The organism is Bordetella ansorpii, assembly GCF_900078315.1.
GTDB classification, from domain to species: Bacteria; Pseudomonadota; Gammaproteobacteria; order Burkholderiales; family Burkholderiaceae_B; genus Bordetella; species Bordetella ansorpii.
Window position 1 is genome coordinate 151,534 of record NZ_FKBS01000006.1, and the last position, 19,841, is coordinate 171,374.

The following is a 19,841-nucleotide window of genomic DNA, read 5'->3' on the forward strand; positions in this document are numbered from 1 at the left end:
TGCTGGGATCCTGACATGACTTATCTGGTGTTGAACGGCCTGACCAAGCGCTACGGTGACGTTGTCGCCGTGGACAGGGTCAGCCTGTCCGTGAATCGCGGCGAGTTCGTCTCGCTGCTGGGGCCCTCCGGGTGCGGCAAGACGACGACCCTGCAGATGATCGCGGGTTTCGTCGAGCCCACCGCGGGCAGCATCGTGCTCGATGGCCGCGACATGGGCCGCATGCCGGCCAACAAGCGCGGACTGGGCATGGTGTTCCAGAACTACGCGCTGTTCCCGCACATGACGGCCGCGCAGAATGTGGCCTTCGGGCTGGAGATGCGCGACGTGCCGCGCGCCGAGCGCGCCAAGCGCGTGGGCGAGGCGCTGGAGCTGGTGGGCCTGTCGCACCTCGCTGACCGCCATCCGGCCCGCATGTCGGGCGGCCAGCAGCAGCGCGTGGCCCTGGCCCGCGCGCTGGTGATCAAGCCGGCGGTGCTGCTGCTGGACGAACCGCTGTCCAACCTGGATGCCAAGCTGCGCGAGGAAATGCAGCTGGAACTGCGCAGCATCCAGCGCACGGTGGGCACCACCACCATCCTGGTCACGCACGATCAATCGGAAGCGCTGGCGCTGTCCGACCGCATCGTGGTGATGAACCAGGGCCGTGCCGAGCAGGTGGCCGATCCGTTCTCGGCCTATGAAGCGCCTGTCAGCCGGTTCGTGGGGGGATTCCTGGGCAAGGCCAATCTGTTCACGCCGCAACCGGCGCAACACGAAGGCCAGGCGCGCGCGGCCATCGGCGAGGCGCGCGTCGCGCTGGAGGGCGCGGCCATGCCGTCCGGGCAGGTCATCGTGCGGCCCGAGAAGATCCTGTTCTCGGAGCCCTCGGTCTGTGCCTTGCCCGGCAAGCTGAAGGCCCGGGTGTTCCAGGGCAACCACTGGCTGTGCCAGGTGGAGACCTCGGTGGGCGACGTGCTGGTGATCCGCCAGAACGACGGCGTGCCGGTGCCGCAGGAAGGCAGCCCGGTGCATCTGCGCTGGCGCGCGCAAGACATGCGGCCGGTGGGCGAGGACAAGGCATGAACGCGGCCCGAATCGTGCCTCACGGAGGCCGCCGATGAGCGAACGCGCCAATCCCTGGGTGCTCAGCGCGCCCGCCATCGTCGTCTACGTCACCTTCCTGACGGTGCCGCTGGCGTTGGTGTTCCTGATCAGCTTCTTCAACTTCGATTTCTACGGCGGCATCCAGGAAGCCGTCACGTTCAAGAACTACCTCGCCATCCTGACCGATGGCTATTACTACGAGATCTACGCGCGCACCTTCGGCGTGGCGGCCGCCGTCACCCTCGCCTGCATGGTGCTGGGCACCGCCGAGGCCTACGTGCTGTCGCGCATGGCCAATCCCTGGAAGGGCCTGTTCCTGATGGTGGTGCTGGGGCCCCTGCTGATCTCGGTGGTGGTGCGCACGCTGGGCTGGGCTTTGCTGTTCGGCTCCACGGGGCTGATCAGCAAGGCGCTGTTGGCGCTGGGCCTGACGTCGGCGCCGGTCAGCCTGATGTACAGCAACCTCGGCGTGGGCATCGCGCTGGTGCACGTGCTGGTGCCTTTCATGGTGATCTCGGTGTGGGCCTCGCTGCAGCGGGTCAATCCGTCCACCGAGTCGGCGGCGCTGTCGCTGGGCGCCAGCCAGTTCACGGTGATCCGACGCGTGATCGTGCCGCAGGTCATGCCGGGCATCTTGTCGGGCTCGATCATGGTGTTCGCCATGGCGGCCAGCGCCTTCGCCACGCCGGCCATCATCGGCGGCCGCCGCCTGAAGACCGTGGCGACGGCCGCCTACGACGAGTTCCTGAACACGCTGGACTGGCCACTGGGTGCGGCACTGGCGATGGTGCTGCTGGTGGCGACCGTCATCGTGCTGCTGGCCGCCAACCGCATGGTCGAGCGCCGCTACAACGCGGTCTTCAACTGAGGGGGCGAACATGAACTCCAAGAACGGTCCGTTGGCCCTGTTGTTCCACGCGGTGTTCATCGCGTTCATCCTGGCGCCCATCGTGATGGTGTGCGCGGTGGCGTTCACGTCGGAAGGCTTTATCTCGCTGCCGTCCGGCGGCCTGTCGCTGCGGTGGTTCCGCGCCATTCTGGACAACCCCCGCTTCATCGACGCGTTCTGGTTCAGCATGGGGCTGGGGGCGCTGTCGGCCTCGATCGCCATCGTGCTGGCGGTGCCGGGCGCGCTGGCCATCGCGCGCAACCGCTTCCCTGGCCGCGAGGCGCTGCTGGCGTTCTTCATGTCGCCGCTGATGATCCCGCACGTCGTGCTGGGCCTGGCGTTCCTGAAGTTTTTCACCACGGTCGGCCTGGTGGGCACGTATTTCGGGCTGGTGATCGCGCACGTCATCCTCATCATGCCGTACGCGTTGCGGCTGGTGCTGGCCTCGGCCACGGGCATCGATCCCGCGCTGGAGCGCGCCGCGCTGTCGCTGGGCGCGTCCAGCTGGGTGGCCTTCCGGCGCGTGGTGCTGCCGCTGGTGCTGCCGGGCGTGATCAGCGGCTGGGTGATCGCCTTCATCACCAGTTTCGACGAGCTGACGATGTCGATCTTCGTCGCCTCGCCGTCCACCACCACATTGCCGGTGCGCATCTTCCTGCACATCGAGGACACCATCGACCCGCTGGTGACGGCCGTGTCGGCGGTACTGATCTACGCGACGGCGATCGCGATTTTCATCCTGGACCGTGTGATCGGTCTGGAAAAGCTGTTTGTCGGAAAAGGACGGTAATGAATCAGCAGACGGTGCCCTCTTCGGGGGGCGCGGCGCCGCAGGGCGGTGTCTACGATGCCGTGGTGATAGGCGGCGGCCTGGTCGGCTCGGCCATCGCCTACGGCCTGCGCCGCTCGGTCGAGCGCGTGGCGGTGTTGGACGAAGGCGATACGGCGTTTCGCGCCTCGCGAGGCAACTTCGGCCTGGTGTGGGTGCAGAGCAAGGGCATGGGCCTGCCGCGCTATGGCTCGTGGACGCTGAGCTCGGTCGAGCTGTGGCCGCAACTGGCGACCGAGCTGCTGGACAAGACCGGCGTGGACGTGCGCCTGGAGCAGAACGGCGGCCTGCATCCCGTGCTGACGGACGAGGAGTTCGACGCGCGCATCCAGTTCATGACCAAGCTGCAGGCGCAGCCGGGCATGCCGCAGTACGACTGGAAGATGCTGGACCGCAAGGAGCTGGCCGACATCATGCCCGGCATCGGCCCGGACGTGCGCGGCGCCAGCCTGACCTCGGTGGACGGCATCGCCAATCCGCTGAAGCTGCTGCGCGCGCTGCATGCCGCCTTCAAGCGTGACCGTGTCGATTACCTGCCGCGCCGCAAGTGCACGTCCATCCGCCGCGCCGATGGCGTGTTCCACGTCGATACGCCGCAAGGCGCGTTGCGTGCCCGCCAGATCGTGCTGGCCAGCGGCCTGGGCAATCCCGAGCTGGGCAAGTACATCGGCATGGACCTGCCGGTGCGGCCGCAACGCGGCCAGATCATCGTGCTGGAGCGCACCAGGCCCGTGCTGAAGCTGCCGCTGAGCACGCTGCGCCAGATGGATGAGGGCTCCTGGCTGATCGGCGATTCGCAGGAAGAAGCCGGTTACGCCGACGAGATCGCCGGCCTGAACGTGCTGGGCACGCTGGCCGACCGCGCGCTGCGCACCCTGCCGGCGCTGCGCGACGTGCGCGTCGTGCGCTCGTGGGCCGCGCTGCGCGTGATGTCGCGCGATGGTTTCCCGATTTATGAGCAGTCCGAGACCTGTCCGGGCGCGTTTGTGGCCACCTGCCACAGCGGCGTCACGCTGGCCGCGGCCCATGCGCTCAAACTCGCTCCCATGATCGCCGCCGGTTCGCTGGCCGAAGACATGGCGCCGTTTTCCACCCGGAGGTTTCATGTTCAAGAGGCTTGATGCGGCCGCGGACCAGGCTGCCCGCACGCCGGTGCGCATCACGGTCGACGGCGCCGAAGTCGGCTGCCGCCAAGGCGACAACGTCGCCGCTGCATTGTTCGCCGCCGGCCACGCCGACTGCCGCGACACGGCCGTGGGCGAGGTGCCGCGCGGTCCGTACTGCATGATGGGCGTCTGCTACGACTGCCTGGTCACCATCGATGGCCAGCCCAACCGCCAGGCGTGCATGACACCGGTGCGCGAAGGCATGAAGATCGAGCGCCAGCGTGGCGCGCGCGAGGTGCTGTCATGAGCCTGCCGGACCGCTCCAAGGGCGAATACCGTAGTGCGCAGCACGAAGGCTCCACAATGACCCCGTCTCGTTGCGAGTTGCTGGTGATCGGCGCCGGCCCCGCCGGCATGGCGGCCGCCGCCACGGCGGCCAACCTGGGCGTGGACACGCTGCTGCTGGACGAGCAGCCCGCGCCCGGCGGCCAGATCTACCGCGCCATCACCACGACGCCTGTTTCCGACAAGCGCATCCTGGGCGAGGACTACTGGCACGGCGCCAGCCTGGTCGAACCGTTCCGCGCCAGCGTCGCACGCTACGAACCCGGCGCCACGGTGTGGGCCGTCTCGCGTATGACGGCCGAGGCGCCTGCCCAGGGCTTCGAGGTGGCGTACTCGGTAAGCGGGCAAGCCCGCATGGTCGAGGCCCGCTACATCCTGCTGGCCACTGGCGCGCAGGAGCGTCCCTTCCCCATTCCGGGCTGGACGTTGCCTGGCGTGATCACGGCCGGTGCGGCGCAGATCCTGCTGAAGTCGGCGGGCCTGGTGACCAGTGGCCCCACCGTGCTGGCCGGTTGCGGCCCGCTGCTGTACCTGGTGGCCTGGCAGTACCTGAATGCCGGCGCCAAGATCGATGTGTTGCTGGAGACTGCGCCCGCCGGTCGAATGAGGCAGGCGCTGCCGCACGTGTGGGATTTCCTGCGCTCGCCGTATCTGGGCAAGGGCCTGAAACTGATGCGCGCGGTGAAGGCCGCGGTGCCCATCGTCAAGGACGTGCGCGATCTGCAGGCCGTGGGCGACGGCAGGCTGCAATCGGTGCGCTATACGGCGGGCGGTCGCCAGCACGAGATGCCCGCCGAGCAGCTGATGCTGCATCAGGGCGTCGTGCCCAACGTGAACCTGTCGCGCGCCGTGGGCGCCGAGCACGAATGGAACGAGGCGCTGGACTGCTGGCAGCCCAAGGTGGACGAATGGGGCGCGACCTCGGTGGCCGACATCGGCATCGCCGGTGACGGCGCCGGCATCGCGGGCGCGTTGGCCGCCGAGCATCGCGGCCGTATCGCCGCCCTGAATGCCGCGAAGACGCTGGGCCGCATCGACGCCGCGCGGCGCGACCGCGAGGCCGTGCCGCACCGTCAGGCGCTGGCTCGCGCCACGCGCGGCCGGGCCTTCTTCGACACGCTGTACAAGGCGCCGGATGCCTATCGCCGTCCGACCGGCGACACCATCGTGTGCCGCTGCGAGGAAGTCACCGCGCAGCAGGTGCGCGACACGGTGGCCCTGGGCTGTTCGGGTCCCAACCAGATGAAAGCCTTCCTGCGTTGCGGCATGGGGCCGTGCCAGGGCCGCTTCTGCGGCCTGACCGTCAGCGAGCTGATCGCCGACGAACGCGGCGTGCCGGTCAGCGAGGTGGGCTATTACCGCCTGCGCTTTCCGACCAAGCCGCTGACGCTGGGCGAACTGGCCACCTTGCCGCAGACCGACGCTTCCCGGCAGGCCGTGGTCCGCCTGAAGAAGTGACATGGACGCATCGCGCAGCGCCGAGGTGATCGTCGTGGGCGGCGGGCTGCATGGCAGTTCGGCCGCGCTGCACCTGGCGCGCGCGGGCGTGTCCGCACTGGTCATCGAGAAGAACTACGTCGGCCGGCATGCGTCGGGCGTGAATGCGGGCGGCGTGCGCACGCTGGGCCGGCATCTCGCCGAGATCCCGCTGGCGTTGGCCTCGCGCGAGCGCTGGTACGGCATCGGCGATCTGGTCGATGACGATTGCGGCTTCGAGCAGCATGGCCAGGTGCGCGTGGCCGAGAACGAGGCCGATGAAGCCACGTTGCGCGAGCGCCTGCGCACCATGCACGCGCATGGCTACACGCATGAGGAATGGATAACCGCGGACGAACTGCGCGCCATGATTCCGCGCATCGCGCCGACGGTGCGGGGCGGCGTCATCGCGCGGGGCGACGCCGCGGCCGATCCCTATCGCACCACGCTGGCGTTTCGCCGCAAGGCAGCCGGCCTGGGCGCGCGCTTCATGGAAGGCGTGCGCGTGCACGAGACGCGCCGCGAAGGCGCGCAATGGATCGTGACGAGCGACGCGGGCATCTACACCGCGCCCACGTTGATCAACTGCGCGGGGGCGTGGGCTGACCGCGTGGCCGGGCAATGGGATGAACCCGTGCCCTTGCAGGCCATCAGTCCGATGATGCTGGTGACGCTGCGCATGCCGCATTTTCTGGATCCCGTCGTCATCGGCACCGGGCGCCCGCTGTCGTTCAAGCAGCGCAGCAACGGCACCGTACTGATCGGTGGCGGACGGCGCGCGTGGGTGGATCGCGATCGCGAATGGACGGAGCTGGATTTCCGTTCGCTGGGCGAAGGCGCGCGCACGGTATGCGACCTGTTCCCGCACATGGAAGGCGCGGTGGTCAATCGTGGCTGGGCCGGCATCGAGGCCTGCATGCCCGATGAGATCCCCGTGATCGGGCCGAGCCTGCGCCGCGAGAACGCCTTTCATGCCTTCGGTTTTTCCGCCCACGGTTTCGAGCTGGGGCCGATCGTGGGCCAAATTCTGAGCGAGCTGGTGACGCAAGGCGCGGCCAGCTTGCCTATCGAACCTTTCAGCATCGGGCGCTTCGCGCGCACCGGTCGTCTTTCCGGTCCGCAGTGACCGCATTCACTTTCAGGAGCAGTACGGCATGAATGACATCGTGCGCATGGATTCCAACGCCAAACTCAGCCGCATCGTGATCCACGGCGACACCGTGTATGTGGCGGGCGTGACCTCCCGCGACGAGGGCGGCATCGAGGCGCAGACGCGTGGCGCACTGGCCAAGATCGACACCTACCTGGCGCAGGCCGGCACCGACAAGTCGCGCATGCTGCAGGTGCAGATCTGGCTGAAGGACATCGACCGCGACTTCGACGGCATGAACGCGGTGTGGGCCGAGTGGGCGCCCAAGGATGCGATGCCCACGCGCGCCACGTGCGAGGCCAAGCTGGCCGCGCCCGACCTGCTGGTGGAGATCATCGTGACGGCGGCGCGCAAGCCGGGCTGATCGTTCCGTCTCGCCTGGGCGCCTGCCGGGCAAGGCGGGGCCGCCCCGGCGGATGGCCTGACGCCGCCCTTCATTCGGGCGGCGTTCGCATTTGTGATGCTGGGAACATAAAAAACTTATTGTCTGAACCTGCCCAAGCGTACTTGTACCGGTGCAGTCACGCAGCCAGAATGGCCTTGGCCGTCCGGGTTGCCCATGCCGTCCGGACGGCACACCCATACCTACAAATCCGGAGACAACCATGTTCACCCCGCTGCTGCGGCCCCTGCTGGGCCGGCTCGCCCTCGCCTCCTGTACGCTGGCACTCACGCTGGGCGCCGCCACGCAGGCGAGCGCCCAGGACGCCTTTCCTGAACGTCCCCTGCGCCTGGTGGTGGGTTTTGCACCGGGCGGCGGCGCCGACGTGGTGGCCCGCCTGATCGGCGCTCGCGCCTCGCAGGCGCTGGGCCAGCAGGTCGTGGTCGAGAACCGCCCCGGCGCCACCGGCACCATCGCGGCCGACAACGTGGCGCGTTCCAAGCCGGACGGCTACTCGCTGTTCCTGGGCTCGCAATCGACCATGCTGGTGGCGCCCTCGCTGTACCCGCAACTGCCCTTCAGCCCATCCAAGGACTTCACGCCGGTCACGATGATGGTGTCGATGCCGCTGGTGCTGGTGGTCAATCCCAAGCTGGTGCAGGCCAGGACCGTGGCCGAACTGGACGCGCAGATCCGCCAGTCGGGCAACGGCGGCACCACGTATGCCTCGTCGGGCCAGGGCGGCCCGCAGCACATCGCGGGCGAGCTGTACTCGCACCGCCTGAAGACGCCCGTGACGCACGTGCCGTACAAGGGCGAGGCGCCCGCCATCACCGACGTGCTGGGCGGCCAGGTGCCCTTCATGTTCGCCAACCTGCCCGTGGCCATGCCCTATGTGAAGTCGGGCCAGCTGCGCGCGCTGGCGGTGACCAGCCTGCAACGCGATCCCAAGGCCGCCGACCTGCCGACCATGGCCGAGTCGGGCTACGACGGTTTCGAGGTGCTGACCTGGTACGGCATCTTCGCGCCGGCCGGCACGCCCAAACCCATCGTCGACAAGCTGTACGGCGCCGTGCAGACCTCGCTGCAGGACAACGCCACGCGCGACAAGCTGGCCGAGCAGGGCTTCACCGTGGTGGGCACCGATCCGGACAAGTTCTCGTCTTTCATCAAGCAGGAAGTGCCGCGCTGGGCGTCGACCATCCGTGACCTCGGCATCCGTCCCGAATGAATTGAACCTGGCCGCCTCGCGCGGCTTCTTGCATGGAGTAGGCCGTAACCATCATGATCGATCAATCCGCAAAACGGGCCAGCGGCCCCATCATCCGCCTGCATCCGTCCGACAACATCGTGGTGGCGCGCGTGCCCGTGGGCATCGGCACCGACGTGCCCAGCGAGGGCTTCACCTCGCGCAGCCAGGTGCCGGCCGGCCACAAGATCGCCGCGCGCGATCTGCGCCAGGGCGAGCCCATCCTGAAGTACAACGTCTGTATCGGCTTCGCGGCCAGCGACATTCCGGCCGGCACTTACGTGCACTCGCACAACACCGAATTCCGCGAGTTCGACCGCGACTACGCGCATGGCCGCGATTACGTGCCCACGCCCATGCTGCCCGAGGCCGAGCAGGCTACGTTCCAGGGCATCGTGCGCGCCAATGGCCAGGTGGGCACACGCAACTATGTGGGCATCCTGTCGACGGTGAACTGTTCGGCCACGGTGGTGCACCGCATCGCCGAAGCCTTCACGCCCGAGGTGATGAAGCAGTTTCCCAATGTGGACGGCGTGGTGGCGCTGAGCCACGGCCTGGGTTGCGGCATGGAGATGTCGGGCGAGCCGATGGACCTGCTGCGCCGGACCATCGGCGGCTATGCCTGCCATGCGAACTTCGCGGGCGTGCTGATCGTGGGCCTGGGCTGTGAGCGCAACCAGCTGGATGCGTTGCTGAAGGATCAGGGCCTGCAGGCCGGTGAGCGCATCCGCACGTTCGTGATGCAGGAAAGCGGCGGCACCCGCAAGACCATCGAGGCGGGGGTGGCGGCGGTGCGTGAATTGCTGCCGGCCGCCAACGACGTGCGGCGCGAGACGGTGTCCGCGCGGCATCTGAAGATCGGCCTGCAATGCGGCGGATCGGATGGGTTTTCGTCGATCACCGCGAACCCCGCGTTGGGGGCGGCGATGGATATCCTGGTGCGCCATGGCGGGACGGCCATCCTGTCGGAAACGCCGGAAATCTATGGCGTGGAACACACGCTGACCTCGCGCGCGCAAAGCCGTGAAGTGGGTGAGAAACTGGTCAGCCGCATCCGCTGGTGGAAGGACGAGTACTCGCCGGGACGCGACGTGCAGATCAACGGCAAGGTCAGTCCGGGCAACCAGATGGGCGGCCTGGCGAACATTTTCGAGAAGTCGCTGGGATCGTCGATGAAGGGCGGCACCACGGGACTGATGGAGGTGTACCGCTACGCCGAGCCGGTGCGCCAGCCGGGGTTCGTGTTCATGGATACGCCGGGGTTCGATCCCGTGTCGGCCACGGGGCAGATCGCGGGCGGGGCGAATATCATCTGCTTCACCACGGGACGCGGGTCGATGTTCGGCGCGAAGCCCGTGCCGTCGATCAAGCTGGCGACCAACACGCCGATGTACGAACGGCTGACCGAGGACATGGACGTGAACTGCGGGCAGGTGCTGGATGGCACCGCGACCATGGCGGAGATGGGGCAGCAGGTGTTCGAGGAGATCCTGCGGGTGGCGTCAGGCGGGACGACGCGCAGCGAAGAGCTGGGCTTGGGGGATCATGAGTTCGTGCCTTGGAATATCGGGGTGACCAGCTGATGGCGGCTCGAGGGCGTGCGGCGTTCTGTGTTCTTCCGACGCCACAGTCGTACCTGCGTAGTCTCGTACTCGCGCTTTCGCGCTGCGTGCGCGACTTCTCCGGTACGCCTGCGGCTTGCAGTTGCGCAATTCGACGGCAATGCCGACCTGCTTCTTGGCATCGTTAAATAGGTTGGTGCACCGGTTGGGCGCGCGTGTAATCCAATCAAAGGTTAGGCCCGAATGGAGTCTTGCCTGAGATGGCAAAAGCCCGATCCAGCGTGGATGCCGGATCGGGCTTCTTGTTGTTGCCACGCGGTAGTTACGCTGCCAGCGACTTCGCGTTGGGCATGCTGAAGCCCGATTTCTCCAGCTCGGCGCACAGGGCGTCCGCCTGGCTCTTTTCCAGTTCGACCAGCGGCGCACGCACATGGCGCCAATCGGCGTCGCCCGATTGCCACGCGATGGCGGCCTTCATGGCGGGGATCATGGGGTAGCGCTGGAAGATGGCGCGCGTGGTGTCCAGGCCGGCCTGGCGCTCGTCGGCATCGGCGTCCTGCCAGTGCTTGAACAGTTCCACGATGGGGCCGGGATTGACGTTGCCGGTGGCGGTGATGCAACCCGCGCCGCCGCCGCGCAGCGTGCGCAGCAGGAACACTTCGCTGCCCGCGAACACCTGGAAGCCGCGCGGGGCGTGGCGCTCGAGCATGGCCGAGGTGTTGGCCCAGTCGCCCGAGCTGTCTTTCACGCCGGCCACGATGCCGGGATAGCGGTCGAGCAGGCGGTCGATCAGGTCCAGGCTGATGGGCACTTGAGCAACCGGGGGGATGTGATACAGGAAGATGCGCAGGCGCTCGTCGGCCACGCCTTCGATCAGGCCCGCGAAGTAGCGGAACAGGCCTTCGTCGCTGACGCCCTTGTAGTAGAACGGCGGCAGCACCAGCACGCCGGCGCAACCGGCCTGCACCGCGGTGCGGGTGAGTTCGATGGCGTCGGGCAGCGCGCAGGCGCCGGTGCCGGGCATCAGTGCCGAGGGTTCGACGCCCGCTTCGAGCAGCGCGGCCAGCAGCTTCTGCTTTTCGGCTACGGTGAGCGAATTGGCTTCGGAGTTGGTGCCGAACACCGCCAGGCCCACGTCCTGCCCGCGCAGCCAGCGGCAATGCTTGACGAAGCGCTCGGTGCTGGGACGGCCCTGGGCGTCGAACGGGGTGAGGACCGGCGAGAATACGCCGGAAAGACCTGCGGAATTGGGCATTGCGACAGTCTCCATGACAATGACGGCGGCGTGGGGCCGGTGCAGACTTCGATTCTGGCACCATATGTGCTTGCGCGAAAAGCTGTTTGTACAGCTTTCAAAACATAGAATTATTGGTGTCTCGCTGCGCTGCGGCGAGAATGCCGGACAGATGTGTCGGCCATGGATGCGTGCCATGTCGGCGTATCCTGCCGGCCCGCGCACCAGGAGGAGGACATCCGTGGACACGCAGTTCCTGCAGAGTTTCGTATCGGTGGTCGAAGCGGGCTCGCTGGCCGAGGCCGCGCGGCGGCTGGACTTGACGCCGGCCGCCATTGCCGCGCGCGTGCGTGCGCTGGAGCAGGACCTGGGCACGCCGCTGCTGCGTCGCGCCGGGCGTCACGTCAAGCCTACCGAAGCCGGCCTGCGCATGCTGGAACGCGCGCGCCTGGTGCTGCGCGACGTGCGCGACCTGCGGGCCAGCGCCAGCGACGACGCGCCGCTGGGCGAGTTGCGCGTGGGCGTGTCGGTGTCGGCGTTGACGGGCGTGATGCCGCCCGTGCTCACGCGGCTTTATCGCCGCTATCCTTCCTTGAGCGTGTACGTCGAGCCCGGCACGTCCAGCCATCTGTATCACCGCACCATCGGCGGGCATGTCGACGTGGCCTTCATCGTGCAGCCGCAGTTTGCGCTGCCCAAGGGGTATGGCTGGCGCACGATTGCCGAAGAGCCGTTGGTGGTGCTGGCGCATCCCGATGTGGCCACGCGCGATGCGCACCGGTTGATGGCCGAGCAGCCTTTCATCCGCTACGACCGCGCGGCCTGGGGCGGGCGCATGGCCGATCGCTACCTGCGCCAGCACGGCATCCGGCCGCATGAGCGCCTGGAGATCGACGGTTTGATGGCGATCGCCAGCATGGTGCGCGAAGGCCTGGGCGTGTCGCTGGTGCCCGATTGGGCGCCGGACTGGCTGGACAGCATCGGCATCGCGCGCGTGCCGCTTCCCGATACGGCGCCGGTGCGCCGCATGGGCGTGATCTGGGCCACGCAGACGCCGCATGCGACGTTGTCGGAGGCCTTCGTGGAAGCGACCGAGGGGGCGATGAGCGATGCGGGGGCGCATGCGCCGGGGCATGGCAACGGTGCCCTGGCGTGAGTCTTTTTCGAGTAAATGCCCCGAAAACCAGGAAATCTGAAAATTTCTCGAGTCTCGTGAGCGTTTCTCGAGGATTTTCTGGTGGTCCGCATGTATCAGGCGCGTGCCATGGCCGCGCCCATGCAGATTGTCCCTATCCCGGCCGTCCCATCCGATAATCGACCTGCCCCGGCCGTCCTTCCAGATGCAGCGTCGCCGTGGCCGGTGGCGTTTCAGCAATCAGCTTGCCGCCACGCCATACCTTCAAACGCGTTGCGCCCAGGCGCACCGCCTCGACCGGATCACTGGCCTGCAGCAGCACCATGTCGGCGCGCTTGCCCACTTCCAGGCCCGTTTCATCCAGGCCCAGGATGGCTGCGGGCGTCGAGGTCACGGCCTGGAAACAGGCGTGCATGGCATCGCGGCCCGTCATCTGCGCCACGTGCAGGCCCATGTGCGCGACTTCCAGCATGTCGCCCGAGCCCAGGCTGTACCAGGGATCCATCACGCAATCGTGGCCGAACGCCACTGGCACGCCGGCCGCCAGCAGCTCGGGCACGCGCGTCATGCCGCGGCGCTTGGGATAGGTGTCGTGGCGGCCCTGGATGGTGATGTTGATCAGCGGATTGGCGATGGCGGCGACGCCTGCCTCGCGGATCAGCGGGATCAGCTTGGACACGTAGTAGTTGTCCATCGAGTGCATGGACGTCAGGTGCGAGCCGGTGACGCGGCCTTGCAGCCCCAGGCGCTGCGCCTGACAGGCCAGCGACTCGATGTGGCGCGACATGGGGTCGTCGGTTTCGTCGCAGTGCATGTCCACGCGCAGGCCGCGTTCGGCGGCCAGTTCGCACAGGATGCGCACGGACTCGGCGCCATCGGCCATGGTGCGCTCGAAATGCGGGATGCCGCCCACCACGTCCACGCCCATGTCCAGCGCGCGCTTCAGGTTCTCCAGCGCGCCCGGCGAACGCAGTACGCCGTCCTGCGGGAAGGCCACCAATTGCAGGTCGAGATAGGGCTTCACGCGTTCGCGCACGTGCAGCAGCGCTTCGGTGGCCAGCAGGCGCGGATCGCACACGTCCACGTGCGAGCGGATGGCCAAGAGGCCACGGCCCACGGCCCAGTCGCAGTAGGCCAGTGCGCGCTCCACCAGGGCGTCCTGGGTCAGCAGCGGCTTCAGTTCGCCCCACAGCGCGATGCCTTCGAGCAGCGTGCCAGACTGGTTGACGCGCGGCATGCCGTACGACAGCGTCGAGTCCATGTGGAAGTGCGCATCGACGAAGGGCTGCGACAGCAACTGGCCGGCGGCATCGACGGTCTGGCCAGCAGGGCCTTGCAAGGCAGGCTCGATGGCGGCGATGCGGCCATCGACGACGCCGACATCCACGGGGCCGCGCCCATCTGGAAGCATGCAACGGGTAATGAGCAGGTCAAACATGAAACGGCACCTCGAAGATCAGCGTTCGCCCTTGCGATAGGGCTTCATCAGCGCCTGCGGGTAGGCGGCGCGGCGCGCCATCACCACCAGGGCGAGGATGGAAAGAATATACGGCAGCATCAGGTACACCTGATACGGCAGTTCGGGCAGGCCCGGTAGCGAGGTGGCGCCCTGTTGCAGGCGCAACTGCAGCGCGTCGAAGAAGGCGAACACCAGCGCGCCCAGCAGCGCCTTGCCGGGCCGCCACGAGGCGAACACCACCAGCGCCACGCAGATCCAGCCGCGGCCGTTGACCATGTTGAAGAAGAAGGCGTTGAAGGCGGCCAGCGTCAGGAAGCTGCCGGCCAGGCCCATCAGCGCGGATCCCGCCACGATGGCGCCGGTGCGCAGTTTGGTCACCGACAGGCCCTGGCCCTCGGCGGCGGCGGGGTTCTCGCCCACCATGCGGATGGCCAGGCCCAGCGGCGTGCGGTTCAGCACCCACGCCACCAGCGGCACGGCGGCCAGCGCAAGCAGCGTCATCGGCGTCTGGCCGGCCAGCGTGGGGCCGATCAGCGGGATGTCCGCCAGGAACTTCATCTCGGCGAACGGCTGGATGGTGGGCGGCGTGTTCACGCTGGGAAACGTGACGCGATAGGCGAAGTAGCTCAGGCTGGTGGCCAGCATGGTGACGCCCAGCCCCGATACGTGTTGCGACAGGCCGAGGCCCACGGTCAGGCCCGCGTGCAGCAGGCCGAACACGGCGCCCGCGGCGGCGGCGGCCAGCAGGCCCACGTACAGCGGCGCGCCCAGGTACACCACCAGCCAGCCGCTGAAGGCGCCCGCCACCATGATGCCTTCGATACCCAGGTTCAGCACGCCGGCGCGTTCGCACAGCAGCACGCCCAGCGTGCCCAGGATCAGCGGCGTGGCCAGCCGCAGCACGGCCACCCAGAATGCCGCGGAGCCCAGCAGGTCTATCCATTCCATCTTGGTTTCCTCAGCGTACGCGGCGCACGCGGTACTGCGCGAACAGCGTCGCCACCAGCATGGCCAGCAGCGCGACGGCGACGATGACGTCGGCGATGTAGTTGGGCACGGCGACGGCGCGGCTCATGCTGTCCGCGCCCACCAGCATGCCGGCCACGAAGATGCTGGCCGCCACCACGCCGATGGGATGCAGGCCCGCCAGCATGGCCACCACCACGCCCGTGTAGCCGTAGCCCGGCGACATATCCAGCGTGACGTAACTGGTGCGGCCCGCGACTTCGATGGCGCCGGCCAGGCCGGCCAGCGCGCCCGACAGCATGGCGGTGCACAGCATCACGCGTTGCACCGGCAGGCCCAGGAAGCGCGAGGCGTGCGCGTTGGCGCCCACCGAACGCATCTGGAAACCGAACACGGTGTAGCGGTTGACCAGCCACAGGCCCACGGCCAGGCCGATGGCCCACAACAGGCCGGTATGGGCGCGCGTGCGTTCGATCAGCTTGCCCAGCTCCAGGCTGCCGTCCAGCGCGACCGATTGCGGCCAGCCCATCGCCATGGGATCTTTCATGGGGCCGTCCAGCATCATCGACACGAACAGCAGCACGATGAAGTTGCCCAGCAGCGTGGTCACCACCTCGTCGACGCCGAAGCGCGATTTCAGCAGCGCGGGAATCAGCAGCAGGAGGGCGCCGGCCAGTGCGGCCGCGGCCATCATGCCGGCGAACAGCACGGGCGTGGGCAGGTCGAAGGCGGCGCCGCCATGCATGCCGCCCACCGCCACGGCTGCCAGCGCGCCCATGTACAGTTGGCCTTCGGCGCCGATGTTGAACAGCCGCGCACGAAAGGCCACGGCGCAGGCCAGGCCGGTCAGCATCAGCGGCGTGGCGCGCGTCAGGGTCTCGGACAGCGCGAAGCGCGAGCCGAAGGCGCCGTCGAACAGCAGGGTATAGGTCTGGCCGACGGGCGCGCCGGCCCAGGCGACCAGCAGCATGCCCACCAGCAGGGTGCAGGCCACGGCGGCCAGGGGCGCCATGGCCAGCGCCAGCCGGCTCGGGTCGGCGCGGCGTTCCAGGGTCCACTTCATCATTGCAGGGTGTTTTCCTTCGGGGGCGTGCCCGTCATGGCCAAGCCGACCGTGGCCGGCGTCCATTGCGATGTGGGGCGTACGTCCACCAGCTTGCCGCCGCACAGCACCGCGATGCGGTCGGCCAGCGCGAATATCTCTTCCAGGTCTTCGGAGACCAGCAGGATGCCGGCGCCGCGCGTGCGGGCCGCCAGCAATTGCTCGCGCACGTAGGCGACCGCGCCGATGTCCAGGCCCCAGGTGGGCTGGTCGGCGACGATGAAGCGCGGCTCGCGCAGCAGCGCGCGGCCCAGCACCAGCTTCTGCATGTTGCCGCCCGACAGGCTGCGCGTGCGCACGTCCAGCGAGGCGGCGCGCACGTCGAAGCGCCTGGCCAGGGCCTGCGCATGCGCGCGGCCGGCGCGTGCGCGCACCAGGCCCCAGCGGGCGTAGCGCGGATCGTGCAGGTCTTCGACGATGGCGTTCTCCCACACGGGGTTGTCGCCGATCACGCCTTCATGGTGGCGGTCTTCGGGGATGCGGCCCACGCCCGCGACCGTCCAGCCTGCTGGCGAGGACGGCGCCAGCGCGTGCTCCGCGCCCAGCCGGATGGTGCCTTCGGACGGCTGGCGCAAGCCGGTCAGCAGCGACACCAGCGCCTGCTGGCCGTTGCCGGCCACGCCCGCCACCGCGACGATCTCGTGCGCGTGGATGGTCAGGTCCAGCGGATGCAGCAGCGGCACGGCATCGCGCGATTCGCGCACGCCGGCCTGCGACAGCGTGATCACGGGGGCGGCCTGTTGCGACGGCGTGGCGGCCTCGGCGCGCGGCAGCACGACCTTGCGGCCCACCATCAGCTCGGCCAGTTCGGCAGCATTGGTATCGGCGGTATCGCGTTCGGCCACCAGCCTGCCCTGGCGCAGCACGGCCACGCGCTGCGACACGGCCATTACTTCGTCCAGCTTGTGCGAGATGAAGATGACGGCCAGGCCTTGCGCCACGAGCTCGCGCAGCGTGGCGAACAGCGCCTGCGATTCCTGCGGCGTGAGCACGGCGGTGGGTTCATCCAGGATGAGCACGCGCGCGCCGCGATACAGGGCCTTCAGGATCTCGACGCGCTGCTTCTCGCCCACCGACAGCGTGCCGACGCGCGCATCCGGCGACACCGACAGGCCGAAGCGCGCGCCCAGCTCGGCCAGCCGGGCGCGCGCCTGGCGCCGTGCCGAGGCCATGCGCCACAGCGACTCGGTGCCGACCATCACGTTGTCCAGCACCGTCATGTTGTCGGCCAGCGTGAAGTGCTGGTGCACCATGCCGACGCCCGCGGCCAGCGCCGCGTCGGGCCGGCCCGGCGGCAAAGGCTGGCCGAACACCTCGATGCTGCCCGCGTCGGCGACGTAATGGCCGAACAGGATGGAAACCAGCGTGGATTTGCCCGCGCCGTTCTCGCCCAGCAGGGCCAGCACCTGGCCCGGCGCCAGCGTCAACGACACGTCGTCGTTGGCGGTCAGGCTGCCGAAGCGCTTGGTGATGCCCGTCAGGCGCAGCGCGGCGGACGGCTGCGTCATTTGGCGGTCGACTTGGGTTCGCTGTCCACGACCTTGACCGTGAAGCTGCCGTCCAGGATGGCCTTCTGCCTGGCGGCCACCTTGGCCATCAGGTCAGCGGGCACCTTGCCTTCGAACGTGCCCAGCGGCGCCAGTTCGGAGCCCTTGAACTTCATCAGCGAGTACTGGCCGTAGTCTTCGGCCTTGAACGTACCGGCCTTCACCTGGGAGAGCGCCTGGGCGATGGTGGGTTCCATGTTCCACAGGGCCGAGGCCACCACGGTTTCGGGATACTGCTGCTGCGTGTTGACCACGTTGCCGATGGCCAGCTTGCCGCGTTCCTTCGCGGCGTCCGACACGCCGAAGCGCTCGGCGTACAGCACGTCGGCGCCCTTGTCGATCATGGCGAAGGCGGCTTCCTTGGCCTTCGGGGGATCGAACCACGAACCGATGAAACTGACAGTGAACTCGACCTGCGGATCGATTTCCTTGGCGCCGGCCATGAAGGCCTGCATCAGGCGGTTGACCTCGGGGATGGGATAGCCGCCCACCAGGCCGATGCGATGCGACTTGGTCATGCCGCCGGCGATCATGCCGGTGAGATACGCCGGTTCCTGGATGTAGTTGTCGAACACCGAGAAGTTGGGCGCCTGCGGCTTGCCCGACGAGCCCATCAGGAAGGCCGTGCCCGGGTAATCCTTGGCGACCTTGCGCGCGGCCGACTCGACGGCGAAGGCTTCGCCCACGATGAACTTGTTGCCCTGCTCGGCGTACTGGCGCACCACGCGCTCGTAGTCGGCATTGCTGACGTTCTCGGAGAAGGCGTAGTCGATCTCGCCGCGTTCCTTGGCCGCGTTCAGCGCCTTGTGGATACGCGACACCCATTGCTGCTCGACCGGCACGGTGTAGACCGCGGCCACCTTCACTTTGGCCGGCGCCGCCTGCGCGTGCACGGCGGATGCCGTCAGGGCGAGACCGGCGGCCAGACTCAGTTTGAGCAGGGCGCGGCGGGCGGATCCGGACACGGAAGAGGAGAACCGGGAAGTCATGGAAGGGGGCTCCGAGGTGGGACGTTCAATGGGAAAGCGGGCGCGTGGCCCGTTCCGATGAAAAGCAAGTTGCATGCCATCGGCGGTGCGCCGCCTGCCCGCGGGGAATGCCGCGATGCGGGGCCGGGCGCACCGCGGCGGAGAATGATACGCCTGTCGGCGCCCCATCGTCAGGCGGAAACGCACCAATAAGGTGCCTGTGCCGGTGCATGACGCGCATGCCGTACCCGTTCCCATACCAAGGGCTTATGTTCCGTGCGAGGCGGCGAGGCCTAAAATGCAGGCCTGTTCCAAACGTCCTTTTCCCACGCATGCCAGACATCCAAACCCTGCTGCAGCAATACGGCGGCTGGCTGGTTTTCTTCAACGTGCTGGCCGAGCAGGCCGGCCTGCCCATTCCCGCCTTTCCCATGCTGGTGGCCGCCGGCGCGCTGGCCAAGGGCGTGAGCGGCTGGATCGCGGCGTGGCTGCTGGCAACGCTGGCCTGCGTGCTGGCCGACAGCGCGTGGTACCTGGCGGGCCAGCGCTATGGCGGCCGCCTGCTGGGCCTGGCGTGCAAGGTGTCGCTGTCGCAGGATTCATGCATCCGTACCTCGCAGAAGCTGTATCTGCGGGTGGGCGTGCGTTCGCTGCTGGTGGCGAAGTTCCTGCCGGGCGCGGGGGCGCTGTCCACCATCATGGCCGGGCTCACCGGCACGCCCTATCGGCGTTTCCTGGCCTACGACCTGGCCGGTTCGATGATCTGGGCGGGCCTGGGCGTGGCGGCCGGCGCGCTGTTTCACGAGGTGGTCAACGACATCCTGGATGTGCTGGACCGCTATGGCCTGTACGGCCTGCTGTTGATCGGCCTGGCGCTGGCGTTGTACGTGGCCATGCGCGCCTTGCGGCGGCTGGTGCTGGTGCGAACGCTCAAGCGCGTGCCGCGCCTGTCGGCCGACGAACTGCTGCGTTGGCAAGCCGAAGGCCGCACGCCCGTGGTCATCGACGTGCGGCCCGGCCTGTCGGATGCGATGCCGCGCATTCCCGGCTCGCTGCTGGCCGACACCAACGTCCGTCTGGCCGACCTGCCCCTGGATGAAGTGCCCGACCAGATCGTGGTCTATTGCTCGTGTCCCAACGAGATATCGGCCGCCCGCCTGGCCGCGCGGCTGCATGCCGCGGGTTTCACGCACATCTGGGCGTTGACCGGCGGCTACGAGGCCTGGGAACGCGCGGCCCGGGCTCACCCCGAGATGGCGCCCGCGGCTTACGGCGCATGACCGGCATGATGTTCGCCCTCCGACTCCCCGACCAGGCGAAGCCGCTTCAGGATGACCGGCCCGACGGCGCATAATG

18 protein-coding genes are annotated in these 19,841 nt (G+C 68.1%); 12 read left to right on the forward strand and 6 right to left on the reverse strand.

Going from position 1 to position 19,841, the window contains the following annotated elements; all coding sequences use genetic code 11:
* The first annotated feature begins 15 nt into the window (after positions 1–15).
* The 10 genes from A7W11_RS01775 (at position 16) to A7W11_RS01820 (ending at position 10,095) form a co-directional block, all read left to right on the forward strand.
* Complete coding sequence (locus A7W11_RS01775) at positions 16–1,065, forward strand: ABC transporter ATP-binding protein (protein WP_066406908.1); 1,050 nt, start codon at positions 16–18, stop codon at positions 1,063–1,065.
* 34 nt (positions 1,066–1,099) lie between these two features.
* Positions 1,100–1,954: an ABC transporter permease gene (locus A7W11_RS01780; protein ID WP_066406909.1), complete on the forward strand. Its 855-nt coding sequence runs from the start codon at positions 1,100–1,102 to the stop codon at positions 1,952–1,954.
* A 10-nt stretch (positions 1,955–1,964) separates the two neighbouring features.
* A complete protein-coding gene (locus A7W11_RS01785) occupies positions 1,965–2,765 on the forward strand; it encodes an ABC transporter permease (RefSeq protein ID WP_066406910.1) in 801 nt (266 codons plus the stop codon).
* Positions 2,765–3,925 carry an NAD(P)/FAD-dependent oxidoreductase gene (locus A7W11_RS01790; protein WP_066406914.1) on the forward strand — a complete coding sequence of 387 codons (1,161 nt, stop codon included), beginning with the start codon at positions 2,765–2,767 and terminating at the stop codon, positions 3,923–3,925. The genes A7W11_RS01785 and A7W11_RS01790 overlap by 1 nt, the downstream gene beginning before the upstream one ends.
* Positions 3,909–4,217, forward strand: a complete 309-nt coding sequence (locus A7W11_RS01795; protein WP_066406916.1) for a (2Fe-2S)-binding protein — start codon at positions 3,909–3,911, stop codon at positions 4,215–4,217. Before A7W11_RS01790 ends, A7W11_RS01795 begins: the two co-directional genes overlap by 17 nt.
* A gap of 56 nt (positions 4,218–4,273) precedes the next feature.
* Positions 4,274–5,713, forward strand: a complete 1,440-nt coding sequence (locus A7W11_RS01800) for an FAD/NAD(P)-dependent oxidoreductase (protein WP_066407367.1) — start codon at positions 4,274–4,276, stop codon at positions 5,711–5,713.
* Position 5,714: 1 nt separating this feature from the next.
* On the forward strand, positions 5,715–6,857 hold the full coding sequence (locus A7W11_RS01805) for an NAD(P)/FAD-dependent oxidoreductase (RefSeq protein WP_066406917.1): 1,143 nt from the start codon (positions 5,715–5,717) through the stop codon (positions 6,855–6,857).
* A gap of 28 nt (positions 6,858–6,885) precedes the next feature.
* A complete protein-coding gene (locus A7W11_RS01810; RefSeq protein ID WP_066406918.1) occupies positions 6,886–7,245 on the forward strand; it encodes a RidA family protein in 360 nt (119 codons plus the stop codon).
* A gap of 241 nt (positions 7,246–7,486) precedes the next feature.
* The gene (locus tag A7W11_RS01815) at positions 7,487–8,494 is read left to right on the forward strand and encodes a Bug family tripartite tricarboxylate transporter substrate binding protein (RefSeq protein ID WP_066406919.1); all 1,008 of its coding nucleotides are present in this window, start codon (positions 7,487–7,489) and stop codon (positions 8,492–8,494) included.
* A 53-nt stretch (positions 8,495–8,547) separates the two neighbouring features.
* Positions 8,548–10,095: a UxaA family hydrolase gene (locus A7W11_RS01820; RefSeq protein WP_066406920.1), complete on the forward strand. Its 1,548-nt coding sequence runs from the start codon at positions 8,548–8,550 to the stop codon at positions 10,093–10,095.
* A gap of 301 nt (positions 10,096–10,396) precedes the next feature.
* On the opposite strand, the gene A7W11_RS01825 is transcribed toward A7W11_RS01820, so the two are convergent.
* Positions 10,397–11,329 (reverse strand): dihydrodipicolinate synthase family protein, encoded by a 933-nt coding sequence (locus A7W11_RS01825; protein WP_066406924.1) that lies wholly within the window; start codon positions 11,327–11,329, stop codon positions 10,397–10,399.
* A gap of 220 nt (positions 11,330–11,549) precedes the next feature.
* Between A7W11_RS01825 and A7W11_RS01830 the strand changes: the two genes are divergently transcribed.
* Positions 11,550–12,464, forward strand: coding sequence for a LysR family transcriptional regulator (locus A7W11_RS01830; RefSeq protein ID WP_066406926.1), 915 nt, complete (start codon positions 11,550–11,552; stop codon positions 12,462–12,464).
* A 133-nt stretch (positions 12,465–12,597) separates the two neighbouring features.
* On the opposite strand, the gene A7W11_RS01835 is transcribed toward A7W11_RS01830, so the two are convergent.
* Genes A7W11_RS01835 through A7W11_RS01855 form a run of 5 tightly spaced genes read right to left on the reverse strand, consistent with a single transcriptional unit; the run spans position 12,598 to position 18,506 of the window.
* Positions 12,598–13,881 (reverse strand): amidohydrolase family protein, encoded by a 1,284-nt coding sequence (locus A7W11_RS01835; protein WP_066406935.1) that lies wholly within the window; start codon positions 13,879–13,881, stop codon positions 12,598–12,600.
* Positions 13,882–13,899: 18 nt separating this feature from the next.
* On the reverse strand, positions 13,900–14,850 hold the full coding sequence (locus A7W11_RS01840) for an ABC transporter permease (protein ID WP_066406936.1): 951 nt from the start codon (positions 14,848–14,850) through the stop codon (positions 13,900–13,902).
* 10 nt (positions 14,851–14,860) lie between these two features.
* On the reverse strand, positions 14,861–15,931 hold the full coding sequence (locus A7W11_RS01845; RefSeq protein ID WP_082887043.1) for an ABC transporter permease: 1,071 nt from the start codon (positions 15,929–15,931) through the stop codon (positions 14,861–14,863).
* Entirely contained in the window at positions 15,931–17,478 is a 1,548-nt protein-coding gene (locus tag A7W11_RS01850) for an ABC transporter ATP-binding protein (protein ID WP_066406944.1), read from the reverse strand. The genes A7W11_RS01845 and A7W11_RS01850 overlap by 1 nt, the downstream gene beginning before the upstream one ends.
* The gene (locus A7W11_RS01855) at positions 17,475–18,506 is read right to left on the reverse strand and encodes a BMP family protein (protein WP_066406950.1); all 1,032 of its coding nucleotides are present in this window, start codon (positions 18,504–18,506) and stop codon (positions 17,475–17,477) included. The genes A7W11_RS01850 and A7W11_RS01855 overlap by 4 nt, the downstream gene beginning before the upstream one ends.
* A gap of 311 nt (positions 18,507–18,817) precedes the next feature.
* Here A7W11_RS01855 and A7W11_RS01860 point away from each other — a divergent pair, with 311 nt between their 5' ends.
* Entirely contained in the window at positions 18,818–19,765 is a 948-nt protein-coding gene (locus tag A7W11_RS01860) for a VTT domain-containing protein (protein ID WP_066406952.1), read from the forward strand.
* Positions 19,766–19,841 lie beyond the last annotated feature (76 nt).